Raw genomic sequence first — 26,699 nt, forward strand, 5'->3', positions numbered from 1 at the left:
GACGGGTGGGTGCGCTACCTGCTAGGCAAAAACCTCATATGCCCATCGCCCCATTAGAGGAGCCCCCACTATGCTGACACAGAAGACGAAAGATATCGTCAAGTCCACTGCACCGGTGCTTGCCGAGCATGGCTTTCCGATCATCCAGCGATTCTACGAGCGTCTGTTCGAGGCCCATCCCGAACTGAAGAACGTGTTCAACATGGCGCATCAGGAACAAGGGCAGCAACAGCAGGCGCTCGCTCGCGCCGTGTATGGCTACGCCGAAAATATCGAGGACGCGAGCAGTCTTACCGCCGTGCTGAAAAACATTGCAAACAAGCACGCAAGCCTCGGGGTGCGGCCCGAGCACTACCCGATCGTCGGCGAGCATCTGCTCGGGGCGATCAAGGACGTCTTGGCGAATGCCGCAACGGACGAAATCATTTCGGCGTGGGCGCAGGCGTACGGCAATCTCGCCGACATCCTGATGGGCATGGAAGCGGAGCTCTACGAGCGCTCCGGAACGCAAGTTGGCGGCTGGACCGGCTGGCGCACATTCGTCGTGCGTGAGAAGCGCCCTGAAAGCACCGTCATTACTTCATTCGTGCTCGAGCCTTCCGATGGCGGTGCAGTGATCAACTTCGAGCCTGGGCAGTACATCAGCGTCGCCGTCGAGGTTCCTTCCCTGGGGCTCCAGCAGATACGTCAGTACAGCCTCTCCGATATGCCGAACGGCCACACCTACCGCATTTCGGTGAAGCGGGAAAGCGGCGGCTCGAAGCCGCCGGGCTACGTGTCGAATTTATTGCACGATCATGTCAACGTCGGCGACAAAATCAAGCTGGCAGCACCGTACGGCAACTTCCATATCGATGTCGACGCGAAAACGCCCATCGTGCTGATCAGCGGCGGCGTCGGATTGACGCCGATGATCAGCATGCTAAAGAGGGCAATACAGGATCCTCATCGCCAGGTCGTCTTCGTGCACGGCGCGCGGAACAGCGGTGTCCACGCGATGCGCGACCGGCTGCGCGAGACAGCGAGGACCTACAGCAACTTCAGCTTGATCGTGTTCTACGACGATCCATTGCCGCAGGACGTCCAGGGAAAAGATTACGACTGGCCGGGGCTTGTGAACGTCGATTCCATCAAGAACGCGATCCTGTTGCCCGATGCGGACTACTACATCTGCGGCCCGATTCCGTTCATGCGGATGCAGCACGATGCGCTAAAGGGATTGAATATCCCGGAGGCTCGCATCCACTACGAAGTCTTCGGGCCGGATCTCTTCGCCGAGTAGAACGAAACTTTCAGCGATCAGGCGGACCAGCCAGTTCATGCCGACACTCGAGCTCGCCGGCCGGTCCTGCGACGCTCAGCCGAGCCTTTCCTTCAGGAAGGCGACCAGGTATGGCGTCGCGGCTGCCGCTACCGTCGAGGCGGTGGACGGGTCTATCCCCATTCTTTCGGCCAGGGACTCGGCGACACGCCCGGTGAGGACACCTTCTCCGCCTTCCATCAGCGATTTGAAGACGCCGTCGCCGCGGACGAGGCCCGCCGCAAATGCCGCGAAAAAGCTCTTGCCCGCATGCTCGCCCATCAATCCGCCGCTTTGCTCTTCGACGTGAGCGTGCGCCGTTTCGGCCGCTTGACTAAGCATTTGCTGCGCATCGTCGGCGTTGATACCCTGCGCCGTCAGCGCCTGGGTCGCCTGGCTTCCGTGCTCGGAAGAAAGAAACTCGGAAATCAGCTGCTGTGCGTCCATGGATCGCTCTCCTTTTGAGTTCGGCTTTAGGGCAGTGTCCGTGTCGGGGCAGCGGACAAGCGCAAGTATGCTACCAGCCGCGCATGCGTGAGCACAGCCGGCGGGACTCGACCTAACAAAAATTGACGATTTGCCAGCGTCGACACTGTCACGGGCCGATGAAGTAGACCTGCACCTCGACGTCGCCAGCCCATCCCCGAACATCCTGGTCATGGGCGCCGCCGCCAAATCACCGTCTGATGGAACGAACGACGCCGGAACAGGAACGCCGACTGCTACCGCTCGCATCGGTGAGTAGTTTTTCGTCATCCTCGGCGAGACGGGCATGCATCAACGGCAAAATGCAATGAGACCATGAGTTACGGAACGTTTCCGCACTGGCTATTCGGCCTTTCGATCGCGTCCATCCTGCTCGGTACGGCTTGTGCCATTGTCATCGTGGTCGACGAATGCAAGCGGCCGCAGAAAATGTGGATCATGAACGTCGTTTGGCCGCTGACCGCGCTGTTCGGCAGCGTCGTGTGGCTGGCGGCCTATTACGCCTGGGGGCGGCACGTATCGAGGAGCAACCACGGACGTGCCAAGCCCCCGTTTCCGGCCATGGTACTGAAGGGAACCAGCCACTGCGGCGCCGGCTGCACACTTGGAGACATCATTGCCGAATGGGCCGCTTTTCTGTTTCCGGTTCTGGCGGTCTGGTTAGGCTGGCACAGCGTGTTTGCGGAAAAGATGTTCGCAGTGTGGATCGCCGACTTCATCGTCGCGTTTTTGCTTGGAGTCCTTTTTCAGTACTTTACGATTCAGCCGATGCGCGATCTATCTCCCTGGCAGGGGCTACTTGCCGCCCTGAAGGCGGACATCGCGTCGATTACGGCATGGCAACTGGGTATGTACGGGTTGATGGCGATCATCCAGCTTTTATGGTTCATGCCGAGCTATGGGGGCATCGCCAAAGTCGCGAGCCCTGAATTCTGGTTCGCGATGCAGCTTGCCATGCTCGCGGGGTTCGCCACCAGTTATCCCGTGAACTGGTGGTTGATCCGCTCGGGCGTGAAGGAAAAGATGTGAGTCATAGCGCCCGCGAGCGCGCGGCGCGATACCTCGATGCAGTGAACGGCCAGGCGGCCTCTCGGTCGCTCAAGAAGCGGCGTTCAACAGCGCTCGCATGACGCGAACCACTCCGTCCACGACCTGCTGGACGTCGAGACCCAGTTGATTGCCGATCACGACTACTGGGGTGATCAATATCAAAGCGACGAGGAACTCTTTCATCGCTGCGCTCCGGTGCCACGCGTACGCCCGTCTGAAAAACGGGTGGTGCGCTAACGAGATAAAAACAGCTTTACCGATCGCGAGATCGAGTAAATCCCGCGAATCCGAAATTCAAGTAACGTATGAGAATGACGTTTTCAGCCGATGTCGCTGCGCACGAGCGCGATCGATTGTTTCGATCAGGACTCCTTAAAGCGTGGCCGTAAAACAGCATGAACCGTGCCATCGCCCCGGGATCGAGGCGCGGTCGACATTGGTCGCGATCCTGCCGCACGGGTGCGTGGGCTGCGCATCCAAGACGCTTCTGTTTTGAAACGTACAGAGCGGTGCTTCGAGTCGGGACTTTGGATCGCCTTGCCGCAGCGTGCTCCGGCCGGGGCATCAGAGCGGCGATGCAAGGAAAACGTATCGAACCTGAAACGGACATCCTTGGCCGTTTCTTCAAAAAAGCGCGCGTGCCATATTCAACCTACGGTATAAGTTATCGCTTTTACGACCAGCGCCACTCACGAAGGTGTTGAACCGAAAACGTCATGCTGACCACGCTCGCTATTTCCAACTACCGTTCACTGCGCGAATTGATCGTGCCGCTCGGCGCACTCAATGTCATCACTGGCCCGAACGGCAGCGGAAAATCGAACCTCTATCGGGCACTGCGTCTTCTGGCGCTGACGGCCAAAGGCGGACTCATCCCGTCACTCGCGCGCGAGGGCGGACTGCCGTCGACGCTGTGGGCCGGGCCCGAGCGGTTTTCACGCGCCATGCTCGCAGGCGAGCAGCCGGTCCAGGGGACGCGCCGCAAGGACCCCGTCAGTTTGCGCCTGGGCTTCGCGGGGGCTTCGTTCGGCTACGCAGTCGATCTCGGCTTGCCGATGCCGAGCAGTTCTCAGTTCTCGCTGGACCCCGTCATCAAGCGGGAGTGCATCTGGAGCGGACCGATCTTACGCCCGTCGGCTTTGCTCGTGGACAGGCAAGGCGCGACGATCCGTACACGCGATCAAAGCGGAGAATGGTTCACGGTTCCTCAGCCAGTCGCCAGCTTCGACAGCATGATGACCGAGTTCATGGACCCGAAAACCGCGCCGGAGATGATTGCCGTGCGCGAGCAGATCCGGTCGTGGCGCTTTTACGATCACTTCCGTACTGATGAGCAAGCGCCTACGCGTTTGCCTCAGATTGGCACCCATACCCCCGTACTTGGCGACGACGGCTCGGACCTCGCGGCCGCACTGCAGACGATTCGCGAGATCGGCGATGGCGCCGCGCTCGATGCATCGATCGACGATGCGTTCCCGGGCGCGCGCATCGGAGTGACCAACCACGAGGGCCGCTTCGAAATAACGATGCGTCAGCATGGGCTTTTGCGCGAGCTGAGAGGCGCTGAGCTTTCGGACGGCACGCTGCGCTATCTGCTGCTCGTCGCCGCGTTACTGACGCCACGGCCGCCGACGCTGCTCGTGTTGAATGAACCGGAAACGAGCCTCCACCCCGATCTTCTTCCGGCGTTGGCGCGCCTTATCGCGCAGGCGTCGGTACGGTCTCAGGTGCTGGTCGTTTCGCACGCCACGCGGCTCGTAGCCGCGCTCGAGCGCGAAAGCGAGTGCAGATCGATCGTGCTCGAGAAAGAGCTCGGCGCCACGCGCATCGTCGATATCGACGCGTTCGACTTGCCGCCATGGAAGTGGCCGTCGCGATAAACGGCGCCAACGGGCTGCGTTATGGCTCGTTCTCGGCCACCTTGCACTGATGATCGAGCAGCACTTCGGCCGAGCCCGTGCCACCGTCGATATCGGTGCCGCTATTCACGATCAGCCATCCGTCGTGCTGCGCCGAAGGTCCTGCGCCCGTGACGAGAATGGTCTGCGCGGCCATCGCATCGGGCCCTTGCTTGTCGCGCGCGACGATGTCGAACGGGTTGACGTCGAACGTCGGCCCGCTGACTCGCATGATGCGATAACGCGCACCTTCGATCGTGTCCCAGGCCCATCGATTCGGCGCATCGTTGCGATGACGCTCCAACGCCTCGATCGCGCTCGCACGCATGCAATCGATGTGAATGTGCAACTGTTCCTGCGAGCGCCGATAGGCGGAATTGATTTCGAGGCCGAGTCGATCGTCCGCGAGCGTTTCGCGATGAGCCGCTGTCAGCGAGGCTTCGACGAAGCCGCGGGACTTCCATGCGTCGGCCCAGTAGTTCGGCGCGTCCGGCGCGAGCACGAGCGGACTTTCCACGCCGGATATGCGATCGGTCGGTATCAGCAAGTGCTGCGCGATGCCGTTCCGGTCCTTGAGGATCGCATAGCGATGGCTGAGATCGACGCTCGAGCAGACGCCGGTCTTGTCCGTCGTTCGCGCGGCCGGCGCACAATCGAAATGAACGATCTGCCAAAGCGCGTTGGGGTCCGCCGCGGCAAGCGTCTCGCAGCCCGCAATCAGCAACGTGGCGCATAGCGCCAAGCGGCCGGCGCATGCGCGCACCCGTTCGTGCAAGCCGCGCATGCTATTTCCTCAGTATCCGCAGTGCGAACTTAGCGAGCCGCGGCACGAAGGTCGGGCGAAGCAGGCGCGCGTCATAGCCGCTCATGCGTTGTTCGTTTTCTTCGAGGCAGAGCTCGATGAGCTTGCGCGGAGTGATTGCTTCGCCCACCGCGGCGGCGCCCGTCGCCGCAAAATTGGCGTCGTGCGCGACACCTTCGGCGTCGATGCCTTTCGCGATGGCCACGCGCTCCCAGACGAGCAGAAACCAGACGCCGACGACGCGGGCAAAAAACCAGGGCCGTTTCCACCACGGCAGGTTGCGTCGATGCCAGGCAACCCAGTTCACGAAGAAGAGGATATGCCGCGCCTCTTCCTGAATGACGGGCTCGAACGTCTCGACGAGCGCATCGGGGAAAAAACCGGAAAGCTGGGCGGACCGGAACAGTCCGAATGCGAAAAAGCTGTCGATGCATTCGCTGAATCCTGTGACCATCCAGGCCCACTCCGCATCGCGCGGTGCGGGGTATTCGGGTTCCGGGGCGAGCTCGATGCCGTAAGCGCCGACGAGCTTCGACAACACGACTTTGTGACGCGCCTCTTCGGCGCCGCCGAGTTCAAGCGCCTCGCGCAAAAGCGGATCGCGCACGCTTGCCGCGTAGGTGGCAACCCGGACAGAGGCGCGGCCCTCGGTTTGGACCGCGATGTCCCAGATCGGCAGCGATGTGACGCGCGCCAGCGCGTCGGGCGGCAGTTCGGGCCAGGCGATTACGGCGGGCTTGTAAGGATTGTGCGTCTCGAGCAGCATGCGGCAAAACATCCGCTTGTGGGCCTGTGAGCCCAGCTTGATCGGTACCTTGTCGCCGACGCTCCAATGGCGCATCGCATAGTCGGCTGCTTCTTGTTCTTCGAGCGTGTCAGACATGGTTTTCGCGGAATGACAAGTGGCAAAAACGCGGCCATTTTGTCATAGAACGACTGTCGACGCCGGTCGGGCGGCCACCGGCACCGGCGCGGGTGGGAGCCGCCGGAAGGGCACGCGGCGCCTGCCGCCGCGCGGAACGGACGCGAATCTGTCGAATCGCGACACAGACGAGCCAGGCGCCAGACGTCGCAATACGCGAGTAAAGCCGCAAAGCCTTGCCAGGCGGCGCTCCCAGCCATTCGACCACGACCACGCTTGTCCGGACGTGTCGCATTTTCGCAAGCGTGCGTCGGAATTCGTCGGCTAAGTGGGGATTTTTCTAGCAACTATGTATGCACACTTTGCAGGTTCGCGCCTGCCGCAAGGAGACGGTAAAGATGAGTTCACCCAAGGTGCTGGTCGAAGGCCTCTTCAAGGTGTTCGGCAACAACCCGGGAGCCGCCCTGGACATGCTCAGCCAAGGTGCGACGAAGGATGAAATCTTCGCGCGCACGGGTCAGGTCGTCGGCGTTCACAACGTGTCGTTCGAAGTTCAGGAGGGCGAGATCTTCGTCCTGATGGGCTTGTCCGGTTCCGGCAAATCGACGCTGATTCGCCTGATCAATCGGCTCGTCGATCCCACGGCCGGAAAGATCGTCATCGACGGGCGCAATATCGCGACCGTGCGACGTTCCGAACTCACTGCGCTGCGCCGCAGAGATATGAGCATGGTATTCCAATCCTTCGCGCTGATGCCGCAGCGCACCGTGCTCTCCAACGCCGCCTTCGGGCTCGAGGTGGCGGGCGTCGGGCGCAAGGAGCGCGAGGCGAAGGCAATGGTGGTGCTCGAGCAAGTCGGTCTTGCCCCGTTCGCGCACAAGCTGCCGGCCGAGCTGTCGGGCGGCATGCAGCAGCGTGTCGGCCTTGCTCGCGCGCTCGCCGTCAACCCATCGCTGATGATCATGGACGAAGCATTCTCGGCGCTCGATCCGTTGAAGCGCAAGGAGATGCAGAACGTCCTGCTGCAACTGCAGAAGGACCAGCGCCGCACCATCATGTTCGTCTCGCACGATCTCGAAGAGGCGTTCAGGATTGGCAACCGCATCGCGATCATGGAGGGCGGCAGGCTCGTGCAGCTCGGAACGCCCCAGGAAATCGTCAGCAGTCCTGCCGATGACTACGTCCGCGCGTTCTTCGAGGGCGTCGATACGAGCCGCTACCTGACGGCGGGCGACCTGATGCAGACCGACGCCGTGCCGCTCGTGCGGCAGCTCGATACGGCCAGCGTGGCCGCATCGATGAATGGCAGCGCCGACTATGCGTTCGTGCTCGATGGCGAACGCAAGATTCGCGGCTTCGTGACGCGCGACGCGCTCGCCACGGCCGCGCCGAGTCTCGCGCAGATCGAAAGCATCCCGCGCGCCGCATCGCTCGAGCAGGTCGTCTCGCGCGTCATGGCGTATCCGCGCGCGCTGCCCGTCGTCGACGACGACGGTTGTTATTGCGGCTCGGTCGATCGTGCCGTCGTTCTTCAAGCGCTGACGCGCATGCGAGGTTCCCATGTCTGAACTGATTCCGCTCGGCAGCTGGGTCGATCAGTCTGTCCACTATCTGCTCGATCACGACAGCCGCGTCTTCGACGCGGTCGGCCGTGGCATCGACGGCCTCGCGGCGCTCGTCGAGCATGGCTTGCAGGCGATTCCGATGCCGGCGCTGATGGCCATTTTCATCGCTGTGGCGCTATGGCGCGTGGGCTGGCGCTTCGCGATCTTCACGACGCTTTCGCTGTTGCTGATTTTTGCTACCGGGTTCTGGGATCAGACCGTCGTGACGCTCGGGCTGACGCTCTCGTCGACCATCATCAGTCTCGTGCTCGGTATTCCACTCGGAATCTGGACGGCGAAGAGCAAGCATGTCGCGCTCATCGTGCGGCCGATCCTCGACCTCATGCAGACGATGCCGGCTTTCGTCTACCTGATTCCGGCCGCCATGCTGTTCGGGCTCGGCCGCGTGCCCGGCATCATTTCGACGGTTGTGTTCGCGATGCCGCCGGCCGTGCGCCTCACGAGCCTCGGCATCAGGCATGTGAACCGCGAGATCGTCGAGGCAGGGCAGGCCTTCGGCTGCACGCCGTGGCAGCTGCTCTACAAGGTCCAGGTTCCCAATGCGTTGCCGTCGATCATGCAGGGCGTCAACCAGACGATCATGATGGCGCTCTCGATGGTCATCATCGCTTCGATGGTCGGCGCGGGCGGGCTCGGCAACGACGTGCTCGCGAGCATTCAGCGGCTCGACATCGGTCTCGGCTTCGAAAGCGGCTTGTCGGTGGTGCTGCTCGCGATCATTCTCGACCGTATTACCGAGAGCTTCGGCCGCACGCCCGGCACGGCGCCCGCGCCTCGCTTCAAGGGATTGCGCAGCGTGATGCGCCTGCGCCCCGCGCAATCGCAACAGCCCGCGGCTTGAGCCCGAGCACGGACGGAGCAAGCATGACGCCGGAGAACCTCATCGCGGACGAAGCGGAAGCGCAAGCCGAAGCCCAAGCAGAGGCGGCGAAGCCGGCCACCGTGCATTTCGGTTTTCTGACGCTGCCGAGCTTCTCGATGATCGCTTTTACGAGCGCCGTCGAAGTGCTCAGGATGACTAACTATGTCAGCCGGCGGACGCACTACCGCTGGTCCGTGATCTCGCCCGACGGCGTGCCCGTCTCGGCGAGCAACGGGGTGACGGTGACGCCGACGCAGACGCTCGAGCAAGCGGGTGTTCCCGACGTGCTGATCGTATGCGGCGGCACGCAGATCCGGCAGTCGGTGGATCAGCGCGTGCGCAGCCTGCTCGCGTATCTTGCGGCGCGCGAGGTTCCGCTCGGCGCGATCTGTACCGGCGCCTACGCGCTGCTGAGCGCCGGATTGCTCGACGGCTATCGCTGCACCGTACATTGGGAGGACATGTCGGCGCTGCACGCCGAGTTTCCGAACGTGAAGTTCAGCGACGAGCTGTTCGTGATCGACCGCGATCGCTTGACCTGCACGGGCGGCACGGCGCCGCTCGACCTCATGCTCCATCTGGTCGGCCAGCGGCTCGGCCAGAATCTCGCCGCGCAAGTCTCGGCCCAATTCATCCTCGAGCGAATTCGCAGTGCGTCCGATCATCAGCCGATTCCGGTCGATGCGCGCATCGGCTTCTCGCGCGCGGAGCTGATCGAAGTCGTACGGCTGATGGAGGCGAACATCGAAGAGCCGCTGTCGCTAGAGGAGCTCGCTCGCCTCGTGCAGCTCTCGCAGCGTCATCTGCAGCGGATGTTCAAGCTCTATCTCGACGTCTCACCGACGCATTACTACCTGTCGCTGCGGCTGCGTCGCGCGCGCGATCTGTTGCGGACGACGGATGCTTCGATCGCCGAGGTCACGAGCGTCTGTGGTTTTCAATCGGCGTGCCATTTCAGCAAGGCCTATCGCGCCCAGTTCGGCCATGCGCCGAGCCGCGAGCGTCGGCAGGAGCACTGAGTTTAAAGAGCCGCTGCGACGCGTCGGATGCGAGGACGAGGACCGCTATTGCGGGATCGCGTCGGCCGCGGCGTCGTCCAATCCCGCTTCGGTGAAGCCTTCGGCATCGCCAACCGCGACGCCGGCACGTTGCTCGCGATACATCACGGGCGGCATCCCGAACTGCTTGCGGAATTCGCGTCCGAGGTGAGAGGCGTCGGAAAAACCGCAACTCGACGCGATGTCGGCCACCGTCCGGTCCGAGCTCGTCAATAGCCAGGCTGCCGTGCGCAGCCGGACGTGCTTGGCAAACGTCTGAGGACTCTTTCCCGTTTCCGCCTTGAAAAGACGCTCGAGCTGTCGCGGCGAAAGGTCGAGCTTGGATGCCAGCTCGTCTAGCGGCAGCGCGCGCCCGACATACTGTTCCATGAGCAGGATCGCGCGCTTGACCTTGGGGTGCGTGGCGGGTGCGATGCCGGGCGGGTGGGGCTGCGGCGCGTTGCCCTTTTGCATTTCGCCAACGAGCAGAATGCGCAGCGCCTTTTGCACAGTGGCGTGGTCGAGGTGCCGCAGCAGGATCGCGGCCGCGACGTCGATCGACGCGCGCCCGCCCGAACACGTGATCCGCCGCCGATCGATCACGAAGAGCCGATCGGCGACGAGCGCATCGGCATCGGCGTTCGGGAAGCGCTCGATGAAATCCCAGTAGTGGAACCAGCTCACGCAGACTCGGTGACCGTCGAGCACGCCGGCCCGCATGAGCGCAAAGACGCCGGTGCAGATGCCGACGATCGTCGTATTGCCGCGCGCGGCGCGACGGATGAATTCGAGCGTTTCGTCGTCGGCTTGCGGAACCGAATGCAGGAGGCCGCCCACGACGACGACGTAATCGAACGGCTCCGCTTCGTCGTACGTTTCCCACGGCGTCACCTGGATCCCGCAGCTCGCGCGCACGGGCGCAAGCGTCTTGCCGACCACGCTCCAGGCGCAGCGGACGGGCTTGCTGAAGTCGCTGTCGTCGGCGGACAGCCGCAGCATGTCGACGAAACCCGAAAACGCCGTCAACGTGAAATTCGGCATCAACACGATGCCGAAGCGAATGCGCGCCTTCGGGACAGGGGAGGAAATCGTCGGTGACGGATCGACAGCGTTCATGTGATGCAAAAAATTCGGGCGGTAAGTGTGCCGTGGAGATGAGCGTCGCCGATCGCGCTTCCCCGGATTTGCGGTTTTCCGTCGCGGATCATAGCGAAAGCGGCCGCGATCGGCCATTGGCGACGCTCTTGGCGACGGCATCCCACGGCGATGCCGTTTTTGTTCTATCTGGCCATTCTACGCTTTGGTGTACTTGAGTCCATCGGTGATGGCGATGGCGGTCGAGGCGGAAGGAGACTCTTCGATCGTCCGAGCCGGCAGCCGCCATCACACCCTTCAAGGACCGTGCGTCAAGTACGTCAAGAGAGGCAGTCCCCCATGAACGTCAGCGTTTTCGACCTCTTCAAGATCGGCATCGGGCCGTCGAGCTCGCATACGGTCGGGCCGATGATCGCCGCCTGCCGCTTCGTCTCGCACGTCGAGGATGCGAATCTGCTCGGCTATGTGCGCCGCGTCAAGGCGGAGCTCTATGGATCGCTCGGTGCCACCGGCAAAGGTCACGGCACGGACAAGGCCGTCCTGCTCGGGCTCGAAGGCCATTTGCCCGATGCGATCGATCCGGACCTGATCGAGCCGCGCCTCGCCGAAATTCGTCGGACGAAGTCGCTTCGCCTGCTGAACCGCGTGGATATCCGCTTCGACGAGAAGGAGGACGTCGCGTTCTACCGGCGCCTGCTGGGCGGCACGAACGTCGTTCACTCGAATGGCATGCGGTTTCAGGCATTCGATGAGCACGGTCAACTGCTCGTCGAGAAAGAGTATTACTCGATCGGCGGCGGGTTCGTCGTCAATCGGGACGGCGATCGCGTCAATGGTGTGCGCGCCGCGGCGGAGTCGCCGTACCCGTTCCGGACCGGCGACGATCTGATGCGCGCTTGCCGCGAAAGCGGATTGTCGATCGCGCAGGTCACGCTGCGCAACGAGTGCGCGACGCGCACGCCGGCCGAAGTCCGCGAAGGCTTGTTGACGATCTGGCGCACGATGGCGCGCTGCGTCGAGCGCGGTTGCCAGATCGAGGGCGAGTTGCCGGGGCCTATGCGCGTCAAGCGCCGCGCGGCCGAGCTCTCGAAGCATCTGCGCGCGCGCACCGAGGAATCGCTGCGCGATCCGCTGTCGATGCTGGACTGGGTCAACCTCTACGCAATGGCCGTCAACGAGGAAAACGCCGCGGGCGGGCGCGTCGTCACGGCGCCGACCAACGGGGCGGCAGGGGTCATTCCGGCTGTCTTGCACTACTACGTGAAGTTCGTGCCGGGCGCCAACGAGGACGGCATCGTCGAGTTCCTGCTGACCGCCGCGGCGATCGGAATCATCTACAAGGAGACGGCCTCGATATCGGGGGCCGAAGTCGGCTGCCAGGGCGAAGTCGGCGTGGCCTGTTCGATGGCCGCGGCGGCGCTCGCGGCGGTCATGGGCGGCACGCCGCAGCAGGTCGAGAATGCCGCCGAAATCGGCATGGAGCACAACCTCGGCATGACCTGCGATCCCGTCGGCGGCCTCGTGCAGATTCCCTGCATCGAGCGCAATGCGATGGGGGCGATCAAGGCGCTCAACGCATCACGGATGGCGTTGAAGGGAGACGGCCATCACTATGTCTCGCTCGATTCCGTCATCAAGACGATGCGCGAGACGGGAGCCGATATGAAAACCAAATACAAAGAGACGTCGCGCGGCGGGCTCGCCGTCAACGTCATCGAATGCTAAGCAGTGCGTAGGACCTGAGAGATACGAATCACACACGCAACGACGAAACGTCGCTGTATCGACACAAGGACGAACGGAACCCATCGCCATGAGCCGCTTTTCGATATTCAGCCTGGTGCGCAACGGCATGTCATACCACGAGAACTGGGATCGCCAATGGCGCAGCCCGGAGCCGAAGCGCGAATACGACGTGGTGATCGTCGGCGGCGGCGGGCATGGGCTCGCGACCGCCTACTACCTCGCCAAGGAGCATGGTCTGCGCAACGTCGCCGTCCTCGAGAAAGGGTGGCTCGGCGGCGGCAATACCGCTCGCAATACCACGATCATCCGCTCGAACTACCTGTGGGACGAATCGGCGGCGCTCTACGAAAAGGCGATGAAGCTCTGGGAAGGCCTCTCCCAGGACCTCAACTACAACGTGATGTTCAGCCAGCGCGGCGTGATGAACCTCGCGCATACGCTGCAGGACGTGCGCGATACGCAACGGCGCATCAACGCGAACCGGCTCAACGGCGTCGACGCGGAGTGGCTCACGCCCGCGCAGATCAAGGAAATCGAGCCGACCATTAACCTGAATAGCCGCTACCCCGTGCTCGGCGCATCGTTCCAGCGGCGCGGCGGCGTTGCGCGTCACGATGCGGTGGCATGGGGCTTCGCGCGCGGCGCGGATGCGCGCGGCGTCGACATCATTCAGAACTGCCAGGTCACGGGCATTCGACGAGAAGGCGGCGCGGTCGTCGGCGTCGATACGGTCAAGGGCTTCATCAAGGCGAAGAAGGTCGCCGTAGTGGCGGCCGGCAACACGACGACGCTCGCCGATATGGCCGGCATTCGCCTGCCGATCGAAAGTCATCCGCTGCAGGCACTCGTGTCGGAGCCGATCAAGCCCGTCGTCAATACAGTCGTGATGTCGAACGCGGTGCATGCGTACATCAGCCAATCCGACAAGGGCGATCTCGTCATCGGCGCCGGCATCGACCAATACACGGGCTTCGGCCAGCGCGGCAGCTTCCACATCATCGAAGGCACGTTGCAGGCGATCGTCGAGATGTTCCCCGTCTTCTCGCGCGTGCGGATGAACCGGCAGTGGGGCGGCATCGTCGATGTGTCGCCCGATGCCTGCCCGATCATCAGCAAGACGGACGTGAAGGGGCTTTACTTCAACTGCGGATGGGGAACCGGCGGCTTCAAGGCGACGCCGGGCTCGGGCTGGGCCTTCGCTCACACGATCGCGAACGATGCGCCGCATCCGCTCAATGCGCCGTTTGCGCTGGACCGGTTCTACACGGGCCACCTTATCGACGAGCACGGCGCAGCCGCCGTCGCTCACTGATGCACTAGGAGACCGAAATGTTGCTGATCGAATGTCCGTGGTGCGGTCCCCGTGCCGAATCCGAGTTCTCGTGCGGCGGTGAAGCCGATATCGTGCGTCCGGCCGAGCCCGACAAGCTCTCCGATCGCGAGTGGGGCGATTACCTGTTCATGCGCAAGAATCCGCGCGGCGTGCACCGCGAGCAATGGATGCATGCGCAAGGATGTCGCCGCTGGTTCATGGCCACGCGCGATACGGTCACCTACGCGTTCCAGGGATATGAGACGTTCGGCGGCGCGAGCGCCGGGCACGCCGCAAAAGAGGGCAAGCAATCATGAGCAGTCAGAAAGACCGCCTCGGCGCCGGCGGCCGGATCAATCGCGCCATCCCGCTGACCTTCACGTTCAACGGCCGCACTTACCAGGGTTTTCAGGGCGACACGCTCGCGTCGGCGCTGCTCGCGAACGGCGTTCACTTCGTCGCGCGGAGCTGGAAGTATCACCGGCCGCGCGGCATCGTGACGGCCGGGGTCGAAGAGCCGAATGCCATCGTGCAGCTCGAGCGAGGCGCCTATACGGTACCGAACGCACGCGCGACGGAGGTCGAGCTCTATCAAGGGCTCGTAGCCACGACGGTCAATGCGGAGCCCTCGCTCGAGAACGACCGCATGGCGGTCAATCAGAAGTTCGCGCGATTCATTCCCGCGGGGTTCTACTACAAGACCTTCATGTGGCCGCGCAAATGGTGGCCGAAGTACGAGGAAAAAATCCGCGCCGCGGCAGGTCTCGGCAAAGCGCCTGACACGCTCGACGCCGATCGCTACGACAAGTGCTTCGCGCATTGCGACGTGCTCGTCGTGGGCGGCGGGCCGACGGGCCTCGCGGCGGCGCACGCGGCGGGTCTTTCCGGCGCTCGCGTCATTCTGGTCGACGACCAGCGCGAGCTCGGCGCAAGCCTGCTGTCGTGCCGCGCGCAGATCGACGGCAAACCGGCGACGCAATGGGTCGAGAAAATCGAGGCCGCGCTTGCGCAGATGCCCGACGTGAAGGTGCTTTCGGGCGCCACGGCGTTCGGCTACCAGGACCACAACCTCGTGACGGTCGCGCAGCGCTTGACCGACCATCTGCCCGTATCGATGCGCAAGGGCACGCGCGAGTTGGTCTGGAAGATCCGGGCCAAGCGCGTGATTCTCGCCACGGGCGCCCATGAGCGTCCGCTCGTTTTCGGCAACAACGACTTGCCCGGCATCATGCTGGCGTCGGCCGTGTCGACCTATATCCATCGATATGGCGTGCTGCCGGGGCGCGAAGCCGTCGTCTTCACGAACAACGACGACGGCTATCAAAGCGCGCTCGACCTGGCGGCCAGCGGGGCGAAGGTGACGGTCGTCGATCCTCGCGCGAAAACCGACGGCTCGCTGCCGGCGACGGCGCGGCGTCACGGCCTGAAGGTCATGAGCGGTGCCGTCGTCGTCGCGGCGCATGGGAATCGGCGCGTGGCGTCGGTCGATGTCGCTTCGTTTGCCAACGGCACCGTCGGCGCCCAGGTGGCTACGCTCGCATGCGATCTCGTTGCCGTGTCGGGCGGATGGAGCCCGGTGCTCCACCTTTTCGCGCAATCGGGCGGCAAGGCTCACTGGAACGACGAGAAGGCGTGCTTCGTGCCGGGACGCGGCGTTCAAGCTCAGGTCAGCGTCGGCGCCGCGGCGGGCGAATTCAGTCTCGCACGCGGTCTGCGCTTTGCGATCGACGCGGGCATCGAAGCCGTGCAATCGCTCGGATTGAAGAGCGCGCGCCCCACGGCACCGCAGATCGCAGAGATCAAGGAGACGCCAATATTGCCGCTCTGGCTCGTCGGCAATCGCGAGCAAGCGACGCGCGGCCCGAAGCAGTTCGTCGATTTCCAGAACGACGTATCGGCGGCCGACATTCTGCTCGCCGTGCGCGAGGGCTTCGAATCGGTCGAGCACGTGAAGCGCTATACGGCGATGGGCTTCGGCACCGACCAGGGCAAGCTCGGCAACATCAACGGCATGGCGATCCTCGCGAGCGCGCTCGGAAAGACGATTCCGGAGACGGGCACGACGACGTTCCGCCCGAACTACACGCCCGTCACTTTCGGCGCGATCGCGGGCCGCGAGATCGGCGACTTCATCGATCCAATCCGCAAGACCTGCATTCACGAATGGCACGTCGAGCATGGCGCGGCATTCGAGGACGTCGGCAACTGGAAGCGGCCCTGGTATTACCCGCAGGCCGGCGAAGACCTGCACGCGGCCGTGGCGCGCGAATGCCTTGCTGTGCGTAACGGCGTGGGCATCCTCGACGCATCGACGCTCGGCAAGATCGACATCCAGGGGCCGGACGCGGCGAAGCTGCTGAACTGGGTCTATACCAATCCGTGGTCGAAGCTGGAAGTCGGCAAGTGCCGCTATGGCCTCATGCTCGACGAAAACGGCATGGTGTTCGACGACGGCGTGACGGTGCGTCTCGGCGAGCAGCATTACATGATGACGACGACGACGGGCGGCGCCGCGCGCGTGCTGACGTGGCTGGAGCGCTGGCTGCAGACGGAATGGCCCGACATGAAGGTGCGGCTCGCATCGGTGACCGACCATTGGGCGACCTTCGCAGTCGTCGGGCCCAAGAGCCGCAAGGTGCTGAAGAAAGTCTGCCAGGACATCGACTTCGCGAACGAGGCGTTTCCGTTCATGAGCTATCGCGACGGCACAGTCGCGGGCGTCAAGGCGCGCGTGATGCGCATCAGCTTCTCGGGCGAGCTCGCCTACGAAGTCAACGTGCCGGCCAACGCGGGCCGTGGCGTGTGGGAAGCGTTGATGAGCGCGGGCGAGGAGTTCGGCATCACGCCTTACGGCACCGAGACGATGCACGTGTTGCGCGCGGAGAAGGGGTACATCATCGTGGGCCAGGATACGGACGGCTCGATCACGCCATTCGATCTCGGCATGGGCGGGCTCGTTGCGAAGTCGAAGGACTGTCTCGGCAAGCGCTCACTCACGCGTTCCGATACCGTCCGCGAAGATCGCAAGCAACTCGTAGGACTCCTGACCGATGACGCTTCGTGCGTGCTGCCCGAAGGCGGCCAAATCGTGGCGGCGGGCGTGAGGACGCCGCCGGCGGAACAGGTGGCGCACGAGCCGGTGCCGATGCTCGGTCACGTCACGTCGAGTTACCACAGCCCGATCCTCAAGCGTTCGATCGCACTCGCGGTCGTGAAGGGAGGGCTGGGCAAAATCGGGCAGAAGGTGTCGATCGATCTGAACGGCAAGACCGTCGAGGCGACGATTTCGAGCCCCGTGTTTTACGACACCGAAGGAGTGCGTCAGCATGTGGAATGAGAACAGGAACGATGCGGTCGCGCTCGAAGGGCGCACGCGGCTCGAGTCGCCGCTCGTGGGCGCACAGGATCTGCTCGCCGCGCATCAGGCGTTGAAATCGAAAGCGTTTCGTCTGCGCGAGCGGCCGTTTCTCGAGCTCGTGAACGTGCGCGGCGACGCGGGCGACGCCGCGTTCGCGAGCGCCTTCGAGAAGGTGATCGGCACGCGCTTGCCGGTGAAGTCCAATACGGTGGCGCAGGCGAGCGACTACGACGTCCTCTGGCTCGGCCCAGACGAATGGCTCGTGCGCTCGATCGAGCCGCGCGCGTCCGATCTCGAGGCCAGGCTCGAGGCCGCGTTCGTCGGTACATTCGCGACGGCCGTCGACGTCGGCAGCGGCTATACGGTCCTCGAAGCGAGCGGCGAGCGTGTGCGCGACGTCATTTCGCGCGGATGCCCGCTCGATCTGCACCCGCGTGTGCTCGCGCGCGGCCAGTGCGCGCAGAGCCACTACTTCAAGGCGTCGATCGTGCTCGTGCCGACGGCGGATGACACGTTCGAGATCGTCGTGCGCCGCAGCTTCGCCGATTACTTCTGCCGCATCGTGCTCGACGCCGCGCAGCCGCTGCTTTAATCAAGACGGCGCGACCCGTCCATCGTTGCGGACTCCGAAGCACGCGCGCGAGATGACGATTATCCTTTGAGATTCAGCCCGACGAGGGCTGCATCTCGGAGGAGTCGTCATGGAATATTGCAAGCTCGGCCGCACTGGCCTGACTGTTTCGCGCCTGTGTCTCGGCACGATGACCTTCGGCTTTCAAGTCGAAGAGGAGATGGCCGGCCGAATCATGCAGACGGCCGCCGACGCGGGCGTGACGTTCTTCGACACGGCCGATGTCTATCCGCTCGGCGGCGGCGAGTCGCGCGTCGGCGCGACCGAACAGGTCGTCGGGCGCTGGCTGAAAGGAAAGCGTCATCGCTTCATCCTGGCCACGAAAGCGGTCGGCGCAATGGGGCCATCCCCTTGGGACAAAGGCGCGTCGCGCAAGCATCTGCTCGATGCGATCGACGCGTCGTTGCAGCGGCTCGGCACCGATTACGTCGATCTCTACCAACTCCATTCCGACGATCGCGAAACGCCGCTCGACGAGACGCTCGAAGCGCTCGATACGATCGTGCGCTCGGGCCGCGCCCGCTATATCGGCGTATCGAACTTTCTGGCGTACCGGCTCGCATTGGCGCTCGGACGCGCCGACACGCTGCGGCTCGCGCGCTTCGTCTCGGTGCAGCCGCGCTATAACCTGCTCTTTCGCCAGATCGAGCGCGAACTGCTGCCGCTCGCCGAGGAGGAAGGGCTCGGCGTCATTCCTTACAACCCGCTTGCGGGTGGCTTGCTGACGGGCAAGCACAAGCGCGAGGGGGCACCGCCCGAAGGAAGGTTTACGCTCGGCACCGCTGGAAAGATGTATCAAGAGCGTTACTGGCACGAGCGCGAGTTCGCGACGGTCGAGGCTTTTCAGCAGGCGGCGCGGGAGGCGAACGTTTCTCCGGTAACAGCCGCCGTGTCCTGGGTTCTCTCGAACCCCGCGATCACTTCGGCGATCATCGGAGCGAGCCGGCCCGAACAATTGGGCGATTCGCTCGCGGCGGCCGATCATAAACTCGATCCGGCGTTCAAGGAGAAGCTCGACGAGCTTTCGCACGAATATCGCTTTGGCGACGCATCGCGTTGAACGCGTCGCGTGCCGATGGGTGAGCGGCGCGGCGTAGGCGCCGCGCTCGTTCGCTCACTCACTCACTCACTCACTCACTCACTCAGCGGTTACATACTGCTGTCTGCGTTCGGTGGAATCGGGCCGCGGTGTTTCAGCCGCCACCGACCGCATGCGCCGCGCCTCATCGATCGGGCTCAAGCCGAAGAAGCGCTTGAACTCGCGGCTGAACTGCGAGGCGCTTTCATATCCCACGTGCGCCGCCGCGGTACTGACATTGAGACCATCTTGCGCCATCAGAAGGCGCGCGTGGTGGAGCCGGGTCGTCTTCAGATACTGCATCGGCGAGGTCGCCGTCACGGCCTTGAACTGCGCATGAAACACGGCAAGACTCATCCCGGCTTCGCGCGCCAGGGTCTCGACGTCGAGATCGTTGCGGTAATCCGAATGAATGCGCCGCAACGCTTTCGCGATGCGCCCAAAATGATTCTGCTGCGTAAGCGCGATCCGAATCACGTCGCCTTGCGGGCCCGTCAGCACGCGATAACAAATCTCGCGCAGGATCGAGGGGCCGAGAATGCGCCCATCCGACGGTGAAGCGAGCGCTTCGAGCAATCGGAGGACGGCATCGCCGAGCGGCGGGTCGATCGGCGTAGCGTAGAAGGCGCGCGGCTCGCCGTGCAGCGGACCGCGCATATCGTTGAGCGCGATCAGCAATTCGGCGACGACGGTCAAATCGATCTTGATCGAGATTCCGAGCAGCGGCTCCGCTTCGCTTGCCTCCGTTTCGCATTCGAATGGCAGCGGCACCGCCATGACGAGGTAATGCCGCGCATCGTATACGAACGTCTGTTCGCCAACGAATCCGCGTTTGCGGCCCTGGCAGATGATGACGATGCACGGGTCGTACATCACGGGGTTGCGCGCAAGGGGATGGTTCACGCGCATGAACCTCACGCCGTCGACGTCCGATTGCGTGAAGCCCTCGGCCGGCGCCAGCTTGCCGAGCAGCTCGATCACGCGGGGTTGAGCCATATCGACGAGACCCATGTCAGAAGAGGAATGGTTCATGTCCGGCAGCCTGCCTTACAAGAGGATCAGGCTCGAAATCTAGCACCAAACGCATGGCCATGCAGAAACGGCAGAGAAACAGGCAAGCCTTCGATAGGTTCGGGTATTCCCGAGGCGGGGTCGACTTGCCTAGCATGGGAGTTCTTTTGCTGAACCCTTCATTCCGAGGACTGATCATGTACAAGACCTATGGATACGCCGCCAGCGACGCCCGCTCGCCGCTCGCTCCGTTCGAATTCGAGCGCCGCGCGCTGCGCGAATACGACGTGCATATCGACGTGATGTATTGCGGCGTTTGCCATTCCGATCTCCATCAGGCGCGCAACGAATGGAGCAATTCCATTTATCCGGTCGTGCCAGGTCATGAGATCGTCGGCCGCGTCAAGGAAGTCGGCCCCGGCGTCACGCGCTACAAGGTTGGCGACCTCGTCGGCGTAGGTTGTCTCGTCGACTCCTGCCGCACCTGCGCGAGCTGTGCCGAAGGATTGGAGCAGTATTGCGAGAACGGTTGGGTGGGCACTTACAACGGAGCCGACCGCGTCACGGGCGAGATCACGTTCGGCGGCTACTCCACGAAGATCGTCGTCGATGAGGCTTTCGTGCTGCGCATCCCCGACAATCTCGACCCGGCCGCTGCCGCACCACTTCTGTGCGCGGGCATCACCACGTACTCACCGCTGCGCACCTGGGGCACTGGGCCCGGCAAGAAGGTAGGCGTCATCGGCCTCGGCGGGCTTGGTCATATGGGCGTGAAGCTTGCCAGCGCGATGGGCGCGCACGTGGTACTGTTCACGACGTCGCCGTCGAAGATCGAGGATGCGAAGCGTCTCGGCGCGCATGAAGTGGTGATCTCGAAGGATCCCGAGCAAATGCGCGCGCATCTGAACAGCTTCGATTTCCTGCTGAATACGGTCGCCGCGCAGCACGATCTGAATCCGTTCATCGAGCTGCTCAAACGCGACGGCACCATGACGCTCGTCGGCGCGCCGGAGCACGATCATCCGTCGCCGCAGGTGTTCGGCCTCATCATGAAGCGCCGGCGAATCGCGGGCTCGTTGATCGGCGGCATCGCCGAGACGCAGGAAATGCTCGATTTTTGTGGCAAGCACGGAATTACTTCGGACATCGAAACGATTCCTATGCAGAAGATCAACGAGGCGTACAGCCGCATGTTGAAGAGCGACGTCAAGTATCGCTTCGTGATCGACCTCGATTCGTTACGACAATAGGGCGGGAAACCACATGGCGACATTGAACATCAACGGCCAGGTTCACAAGCTCGAGGTGCCGGACGATATGCCGCTGCTGTGGGTGCTCCGAGACGTCGTCGGGCTCACCGGTACGAAGTTCGGCTGCGGCATCGCCCAGTGCGGCGCGTGCACCGTTCATCTCGACGGCACCGCGGTGCGCTCGTGTGTGTTGCCCGTATCGGCCGTCGCGGGCAAGAAGGTCACGACGATCGAAGCCGTCGGCGCGACTCCCGCGGGCCGGAAGATCCAGGCGGCCTGGCGTGAACTCGATGTCGTCCAATGCGGTTATTGTCAGTCGGGCCAGGTGATGTCGGCGGCATCGCTGCTCGCGCAAAATCCAAAGCCGAGCGATGCGGATATCGATACGGCCATGTCGGGCAACATCTGCCGCTGCGGTACATACCCCCGGATTCGTGCCGCCATCAAGCATGCGGCGCAGGAGGTCTGACATGTCTCGAGGATTGCTCGAAGCGTTCAATTCGAACATTGCTAGTCCGCAGGCAGGTCAGGAAGGCGAGGGGGCAGTGTCGGATCGACAGACGGGGATCTCGCGCCGTTCGTTTCTGAAGTTCGGCGTGACGATAAGCGCAGCCGCAGGCGGCGGGATGCTGTTGGGTTTCAGTCTTCCTGCGGTCGCGGCCGAAGGGAACGCGGGCTGGGCACGGAAGTCGGTGATCGGCGGCGACGCATCCGACGAGCCGAAGGGCGGCGTCTTCGCGCCCAATGCGTTCATTCGCATCGACCGCAACGGGATGGTGACGCTCGTCATGCCGAAGGCCGATATGGGGCAGGGCGTCTATACCTCCATCCCGATGCTGCTCGCCGAAGAGCTCGAGGTACCGCTTTCGAGCGTGACGCTCGACCATGCGCCGCCCGACGACAAGCTCTATGGCGACCCGCTGCTCGGCGGCGGGCAGATCACGGGCGGCTCGACGTCGATACGCTATGCATGGCAGCCGATGAGGCAGGCTGGGGCGACAGCGCGCGTCCTGCTGGTCGCGGCCGCGGCCGAACGTTGGCGCGTCGATCCGGCGTCGTGCCACGCTCAGGCCGGCCAGGTCGTGCATACGGCGACGGGCCGCCGCATCGGCTACGGCAAGCTCGTGGATGCGGCGGCGAAGCTGCCGCCGCCGCGCGACGCGCCGCTCAAGAAGCCCGAGGCGTTCACGCTGGTCGGTAAGCCGACCGACCGGCTGGATTCGGCCGAGAAGGTGGACGGTGTCGCGCGTTTCGGTATCGATACGCGCTTGCCGGGCATGCGATACGCGGTGATCGTCAACAGTCCCGTGCTCGGCGGTACGCTCCAAAACGTCGACGATACGCGCGCGAGGAAGGTGCCGGGCGTGCAAGACGTCGTGAAGATCGACAACGCTGTCGCCGTCGTCGGTGCGCATACATGGGCCGGCAAACAAGGCGCGGCGGCGCTCGACATCAAGTGGAACGACGGGCCGGCCGCCAAGCTCTCGACGCAGCAGATCGCGAGCGATCTTGCCGTAGCGGCGAAGCGCGATGGCGCCGTGGCCCGCAAGGAAGGCGACGTCGGCAAGGCGTTCGGGGCGGCGGCGACCCGCGTCGATGCCGTCTACGAGCAGCCCCTTCTCGCGCATGCGACGATGGAGCCGATCAACTGCACGGTTCATGTGCGGCCCGACGGCTGCGACGTCTGGGTCGGCACGCAGGTGCCGACGATCGCGCGTGCCGCGGCGGCCAAGGTCACGGGACTGCCGCCGGAGAAAATCGCGATTCACAATCACTTCCTCGGCGGCGGATTCGGCCGCCGGCTCGAAGTCGATGCGATCGTTCAAGCGCTCAAGATCGGCAAGCAGGTGGACGCGCCGGTGAAAGTCATCTGGACGCGCGAGGAAGACATTCAGCACGACATGTATCGGCCGTGCTACTACGACAAGATTTCAGCCGGGCTCGACGCGAACGGCAAGCCGATTGCATGGCAGCATCGGGTCGTCGGCTCGTCGATCCTCTCGCGCTTCGCGCCCGCCGTGATGAAGAACGGCGTCGACCCGGATGCGGTCGAAGTGGCGGCTGACTTGCCGTATGACCTGCCGAACCAACTCGTCGATTATGTGCGGCAGGAGCCGGGCACCGTGCCGACGGCATTCTGGCGTGGTGTTGGCGCGACGCGCGGGACCTTCGTGGTCGAGAGTTTCATCGACGAGTTGGCGGCGCATGCGAAGACTGATCCCGTCGAATATCGGCGCGCGTTGCTGACCCATTCCCCGCGCGCGGCAAATGTGCTCGACGTCGCAACGCGTGCGGCGGGATGGGCGAACCCACTGCCGCCGGGGCAGGGCCGCGGCGTATCGGTGATGCATGCCTTCGGCAGTTACTTGAGCATGGTGGCGGAGGTCACCGTCAACAAGGACGGTGAGGTCACGGTCAATCGCGTCGTTTGCGCCGTCGATTGCGGGATGGCCGTGAACCCGAAAACGATCGAAGCGCAAATGGAGGGCGGCGTGGTATTCGGCATCACGGGCGTGCTCTGGGGTGAGATCACGATCAAGGATGGCCGCGTCCAGCAGAACAATTTCACGGACTACCGGATGCTGCGCATCAACGAGACGCCGAAGATCGAAGTGCATCTCGTGCAAAGCACAGAGGCGCCTGGCGGTATCGGCGAAACGGGCACCGCCGTGTTGTTCCCGGCAATTACGAATGCGATTTTTGCCGCGACCGGTAAGCGTGTACGTAAGCTCCCGGTCGGCACGCAATTGAAGACTGCGTGAGCGCGGATCGAGGGAAGTGCATGACTGGACTCCGTGACGCGACTTTCCGGCGCGCGCCAGCGCTTGACGGCGTGCCGTCCCGGTTTGCTATCAATGCTTGCATTCTACGCACCATGTGCTATCATTGATAGCATCTGGAGCTTGGAGTAGATGATGGCAAATCTTCTAGTGAGAAACGTGGACGACGGACTTGTCCAAAGCTTGCGCGAGCGCGCAGCAGCACACGGTCGCAGCGCGGAAGCGGAACATCGCGAAATTCTGGCAAAGGCATTGCGTGCGCCGCGGCGCAAGACCTTCGCCGAGGTGTTGATGAGCATCCCGAATGTCGGCGCCGATGCCGATTTTGCACGTGTGGATGATGGAGACGCGGCGAATGTATTTGGTTGACACCAACGTCATCAGCGAAGTTCGGAAGCGAGAGCGAGCGGACAAGGGCGTAATGGCCTTCTTCCGCGAGGCGGCAAAGGATGACGTCGATCTCTATCTCTCTGTGGTGACGATTGGTGAACTGCGCAGAGGAGTGGAGATCATTCGGCACCGCGGCGACAAGGCGCAGGCAACGCGGCTCGAAAATTGGCTCGATGGCGTGCTTCGTGAGTTTGACCAGAACATTCTGACTGTGGACGAGGAAATCGGGCAGCTGTGGGGTCGCTTGCGTGTCCCTCACCCGCAGCACGCGCTGGACAAGTTGATCGCCGCAACTTCCTTGATTCACGACTTGACCGTGGTGACGCGGAACGTCGATGATTTCGCTGGCACGGGTGCCCGAGTCCTGAATCCGTTCACAGCGTAGAACTGATTCGGAGCGGGCGCGAGCATCTCGGACATGAATGCACCGTTTGCACGGCCGTTCACGCAGCTGTACGCAGGCCAGCGCGGACGCGCTTTCTTCGCTCTTCGAGTCGTCTACCGTCCGGCGACGAATGCGTAGACCCTGCCGTCTCCGGCAATGTAGAGCCGCCCATCTCCGGCGATAGGCGTCGCGAAGTGCCGTACGTTCGGGATGCGGTCCTGCGGACCGCCGCCCGTAAAGACCGGTTGCCCGTTGTCCCCGCGGAAACCGTGTAGCTGGTCATCGCCATCCGCGCCCGCGATCCATACGATTCGATCGGCTTTGCCATCGCTCGTCGTGCTGATCGGGCTGCCGGCGCCGTTCAGTAATGCGCACCAGGCGATACTCATCCCGCCGCGAGAGGCATTGGCGACTCGTAGCGCGATTAGGCCGGTTCCCCGCCGGTCGCGGGGGCAAACCGCGCCATTGCCGTGAAACGCAAGATAGACGCCATCCGGCTCGGTATACGAGGTAGGCGCGTTGAGAATCAACTCTTTCGATACTTTCAGCACCTCGAGCGCACCACCAACGCCGCCGAGATTCTCGCGATCGAGCAGATAGGCTTTGCCGTCCTTGCCGAGCGCGACGATCAAATGCTTTCCGCCAACCTCGATCGGCATGGGATTGACGCCGCCGAGGTCGAGATCTTCGTCATCAAGTTGCTGCCAGTCCGCAGGCGCGAACGAATCGCGCGGACTCGTCGAGCGCTTCAGATCGGGCGCGAGACGGATGATCGCCTCGCCGTCGGCCCAACTCCGACTGCCCTCCGTATTGCCGGTCGCGACGAAGAGCGCCCCGTCCGCGGTTGCAATGCCGCCCGGCGTCCAGATACCGCCTTTGCTTCCTCGCGTTTCCCAGGCAGCGAATACGCCGGGCTTGTCCAACTGCAGCCCGACGACCATGCCGTGGTAGTCGCCGCAGTCGCCAAAATAACCGCCGTACGGCACGAACAGGTGGCCGTCGAGAAGGACCAGTGCGCCTCGCTCGCCCTGAAAGCGCGAGTTGAATGCCATGCCTCGATCGCGCAAGCTCGCGGCGATATCGACGGGCCAGCCCGGCAGCACCGCGCCATCGCGCAGCGAAAGCCCATACACGAGATGCCGCGGCTCGCCATTGCGCGTCACCATGGCGTCGAGGTAGAGCGCGCCTGCCGCCGGATCGATCACCGGCGTGCCCGTGATGCCGACCGGATCGATATTGCCGCATTGCAGCGCTGAGCGTGAGACCGGTGCGCCGAGCGCGGCGCGCCAGACTGGGTGACCGGTCGTTGCGTCGAGCGCATAGACGGAGTTGGATTCGGTCGCCACGATGACCAGACCGTGTGCGGCGCCGGGCGGATGCCAGAAGAGCGGCTGCGCATAGACGTGTCCGTCGACACGGCCGTCGAAGCCGGCGTCGCGATGCAAGTGCTGGGCCCTTTGCCAGGTTAGTCCCGGAACGACGTACTGCCCGCTTCGGTTGTCGGCGTGGTGGTAGCCGAGAACATTGTCCGCCTGCTGCGACCATGCCGCTCCGCAGTAGGCGTACCCTGTGAACAGCATCATCAGAAGGCGCAAGGCCAGCGTAACGTGCCTTACTTGGCGGTATGCTTTCGATCGACAGAGCGTCATCAAGGACTCCTCCGTATCAATGCTTACCTCACCGCGACGCCTCTGATAATACAGCGCTACGTCTGCATCCCCTCAAGGGCGCAAATTGTGCC

23 protein-coding genes and 1 pseudogene are annotated in these 26,699 nt (G+C 63.4%); 17 read left to right on the forward strand and 7 right to left on the reverse strand.

Annotated elements, in window-relative coordinates; genetic code table 11:
• Nucleotides 1-70 precede the first annotated feature (70 nt).
• Nucleotides 71-1,282: an NO-inducible flavohemoprotein gene (hmpA, locus tag AB4Y31_RS28900; RefSeq protein ID WP_368676986.1), complete on the forward strand. Its 1,212-nt coding sequence runs from the start codon at nt 71-73 to the stop codon at nt 1,280-1,282.
• Nucleotides 1,283-1,357: 75 nt separating this feature from the next.
• Here the strand turns inward: hmpA and AB4Y31_RS28905 are convergent, their stop codons facing one another.
• Complete coding sequence (locus AB4Y31_RS28905) at nt 1,358-1,747, reverse strand: hypothetical protein (protein WP_018442000.1); 390 nt, start codon at nt 1,745-1,747, stop codon at nt 1,358-1,360.
• Nucleotides 1,748-2,224: 477 nt separating this feature from the next.
• Between AB4Y31_RS28905 and AB4Y31_RS28910 the strand changes: the two genes are divergently transcribed.
• Nucleotides 2,225-2,815: a DUF4396 domain-containing protein gene (locus tag AB4Y31_RS28910; RefSeq protein ID WP_368676987.1), complete on the forward strand. Its 591-nt coding sequence runs from the start codon at nt 2,225-2,227 to the stop codon at nt 2,813-2,815.
• Between the two features lie 69 nt (nt 2,816-2,884).
• Here the strand turns inward: AB4Y31_RS28910 and AB4Y31_RS28915 are convergent, their stop codons facing one another.
• On the reverse strand, nt 2,885-3,019 hold the full coding sequence (locus AB4Y31_RS28915; RefSeq protein ID WP_368676988.1) for a hypothetical protein: 135 nt from the start codon (nt 3,017-3,019) through the stop codon (nt 2,885-2,887).
• A 533-nt stretch (nt 3,020-3,552) separates the two neighbouring features.
• Here AB4Y31_RS28915 and AB4Y31_RS28920 point away from each other — a divergent pair.
• Nucleotides 3,553-4,716 (forward strand): AAA family ATPase, encoded by a 1,164-nt coding sequence (locus AB4Y31_RS28920; RefSeq protein WP_368676989.1) that lies wholly within the window; start codon nt 3,553-3,555, stop codon nt 4,714-4,716.
• A 19-nt stretch (nt 4,717-4,735) separates the two neighbouring features.
• Here the strand turns inward: AB4Y31_RS28920 and AB4Y31_RS28925 are convergent, their stop codons facing one another.
• Together AB4Y31_RS28925 and AB4Y31_RS28930 are read right to left on the reverse strand one after the other, a co-directional pair.
• Nucleotides 4,736-5,518 (reverse strand): CDP-diacylglycerol diphosphatase, encoded by a 783-nt coding sequence (locus AB4Y31_RS28925; RefSeq protein WP_368676990.1) that lies wholly within the window; start codon nt 5,516-5,518, stop codon nt 4,736-4,738.
• Nucleotide 5,519: 1 nt separating this feature from the next.
• Nucleotides 5,520-6,419: a ferritin-like domain-containing protein gene (locus AB4Y31_RS28930; protein WP_368676991.1), complete on the reverse strand. Its 900-nt coding sequence runs from the start codon at nt 6,417-6,419 to the stop codon at nt 5,520-5,522.
• A gap of 89 nt (nt 6,420-6,508) precedes the next feature.
• On the opposite strand from AB4Y31_RS28930, the pseudogene AB4Y31_RS28935 reads away from it, so the two are divergent.
• From AB4Y31_RS28935 to AB4Y31_RS28945, 3 genes and pseudogenes are all read left to right on the forward strand, one after another.
• Nucleotides 6,509-7,966: pseudogene (locus AB4Y31_RS28935) on the forward strand (glycine betaine/L-proline ABC transporter ATP-binding protein); the annotation flags it as partial.
• Nucleotides 7,959-8,864 (forward strand): choline ABC transporter permease subunit, encoded by a 906-nt coding sequence (choW, locus tag AB4Y31_RS28940; RefSeq protein WP_018441988.1) that lies wholly within the window; start codon nt 7,959-7,961, stop codon nt 8,862-8,864. The pseudogene AB4Y31_RS28935 and the gene choW, both read left to right, overlap by 8 nt.
• A 23-nt stretch (nt 8,865-8,887) precedes the next feature.
• Nucleotides 8,888-9,904, forward strand: coding sequence for a GlxA family transcriptional regulator (locus tag AB4Y31_RS28945; protein ID WP_368676992.1), 1,017 nt, complete (start codon nt 8,888-8,890; stop codon nt 9,902-9,904).
• Between the two features lie 45 nt (nt 9,905-9,949).
• Here AB4Y31_RS28945 and AB4Y31_RS28950 read toward each other — a convergent pair whose 3' ends face one another.
• Nucleotides 9,950-11,038, reverse strand: a complete 1,089-nt coding sequence (locus AB4Y31_RS28950; protein ID WP_368676993.1) for a GlxA family transcriptional regulator — start codon at nt 11,036-11,038, stop codon at nt 9,950-9,952.
• 318 nt (nt 11,039-11,356) lie between these two features.
• Between AB4Y31_RS28950 and AB4Y31_RS28955 the strand changes: the two genes are divergently transcribed.
• The 6 genes from AB4Y31_RS28955 to AB4Y31_RS28980 all read left to right on the forward strand — a co-directional run bounded on the left by AB4Y31_RS28955 (nt 11,357) and on the right by AB4Y31_RS28980 (nt 19,124).
• Entirely contained in the window at nt 11,357-12,742 is a 1,386-nt protein-coding gene (locus AB4Y31_RS28955; protein ID WP_368676994.1) for an L-serine ammonia-lyase, read from the forward strand.
• Nucleotides 12,743-12,830: 88 nt separating this feature from the next.
• Entirely contained in the window at nt 12,831-14,075 is a 1,245-nt protein-coding gene (locus tag AB4Y31_RS28960) for a sarcosine oxidase subunit beta family protein (RefSeq protein WP_368676995.1), read from the forward strand.
• A gap of 17 nt (nt 14,076-14,092) precedes the next feature.
• Entirely contained in the window at nt 14,093-14,392 is a 300-nt protein-coding gene (locus tag AB4Y31_RS28965; protein ID WP_018441983.1) for a sarcosine oxidase subunit delta, read from the forward strand.
• Nucleotides 14,389-17,412 carry a sarcosine oxidase subunit alpha family protein gene (locus tag AB4Y31_RS28970; protein WP_368676996.1) on the forward strand — a complete coding sequence of 1,008 codons (3,024 nt, stop codon included), beginning with the start codon at nt 14,389-14,391 and terminating at the stop codon, nt 17,410-17,412. The genes AB4Y31_RS28965 and AB4Y31_RS28970 overlap by 4 nt, the downstream gene beginning before the upstream one ends.
• Nucleotides 17,402-18,025: a sarcosine oxidase subunit gamma gene (locus tag AB4Y31_RS28975; RefSeq protein WP_368676997.1), complete on the forward strand. Its 624-nt coding sequence runs from the start codon at nt 17,402-17,404 to the stop codon at nt 18,023-18,025. Before AB4Y31_RS28970 ends, AB4Y31_RS28975 begins: the two co-directional genes overlap by 11 nt.
• A 109-nt stretch (nt 18,026-18,134) precedes the next feature.
• The gene (locus AB4Y31_RS28980) at nt 18,135-19,124 is read left to right on the forward strand and encodes an aldo/keto reductase (protein WP_368676998.1); all 990 of its coding nucleotides are present in this window, start codon (nt 18,135-18,137) and stop codon (nt 19,122-19,124) included.
• 78 nt (nt 19,125-19,202) lie between these two features.
• On the opposite strand, the gene AB4Y31_RS28985 is transcribed toward AB4Y31_RS28980, so the two are convergent.
• Nucleotides 19,203-20,174 (reverse strand): AraC family transcriptional regulator N-terminal domain-containing protein, encoded by a 972-nt coding sequence (locus tag AB4Y31_RS28985; protein WP_368676999.1) that lies wholly within the window; start codon nt 20,172-20,174, stop codon nt 19,203-19,205.
• Between the two features lie 176 nt (nt 20,175-20,350).
• Here AB4Y31_RS28985 and AB4Y31_RS28990 point away from each other — a divergent pair, with 176 nt between their 5' ends.
• From AB4Y31_RS28990 to AB4Y31_RS29010, 5 genes are all read left to right on the forward strand, one after another.
• On the forward strand, nt 20,351-21,403 hold the full coding sequence (locus AB4Y31_RS28990; RefSeq protein WP_368677000.1) for an NAD(P)-dependent alcohol dehydrogenase: 1,053 nt from the start codon (nt 20,351-20,353) through the stop codon (nt 21,401-21,403).
• 13 nt (nt 21,404-21,416) lie between these two features.
• Entirely contained in the window at nt 21,417-21,872 is a 456-nt protein-coding gene (locus tag AB4Y31_RS28995; RefSeq protein WP_368677001.1) for a (2Fe-2S)-binding protein, read from the forward strand.
• A gap of 1 nt (nt 21,873) precedes the next feature.
• Nucleotides 21,874-24,165 (forward strand): molybdopterin cofactor-binding domain-containing protein, encoded by a 2,292-nt coding sequence (locus AB4Y31_RS29000; RefSeq protein ID WP_368677002.1) that lies wholly within the window; start codon nt 21,874-21,876, stop codon nt 24,163-24,165.
• A gap of 153 nt (nt 24,166-24,318) precedes the next feature.
• Complete coding sequence (locus AB4Y31_RS29005) at nt 24,319-24,552, forward strand: hypothetical protein (RefSeq protein WP_026229908.1); 234 nt, start codon at nt 24,319-24,321, stop codon at nt 24,550-24,552.
• Entirely contained in the window at nt 24,539-24,958 is a 420-nt protein-coding gene (locus AB4Y31_RS29010) for a type II toxin-antitoxin system VapC family toxin (protein WP_020566337.1), read from the forward strand. Before AB4Y31_RS29005 ends, AB4Y31_RS29010 begins: the two co-directional genes overlap by 14 nt.
• Before the next feature lie 113 nt (nt 24,959-25,071).
• Here the strand turns inward: AB4Y31_RS29010 and AB4Y31_RS29015 are convergent, their stop codons facing one another.
• The gene (locus AB4Y31_RS29015; RefSeq protein ID WP_035469030.1) at nt 25,072-26,607 is read right to left on the reverse strand and encodes a PQQ-binding-like beta-propeller repeat protein; all 1,536 of its coding nucleotides are present in this window, start codon (nt 26,605-26,607) and stop codon (nt 25,072-25,074) included.
• Between the last annotated feature and the right edge of the window lie 92 nt (nt 26,608-26,699).

Origin of the sequence: Trinickia sp. EG282A, from assembly GCF_040965455.1 — a bacterium.
In the GTDB taxonomy this organism is placed as follows: Bacteria; Pseudomonadota; Gammaproteobacteria; order Burkholderiales; family Burkholderiaceae; genus Trinickia; species Trinickia symbiotica.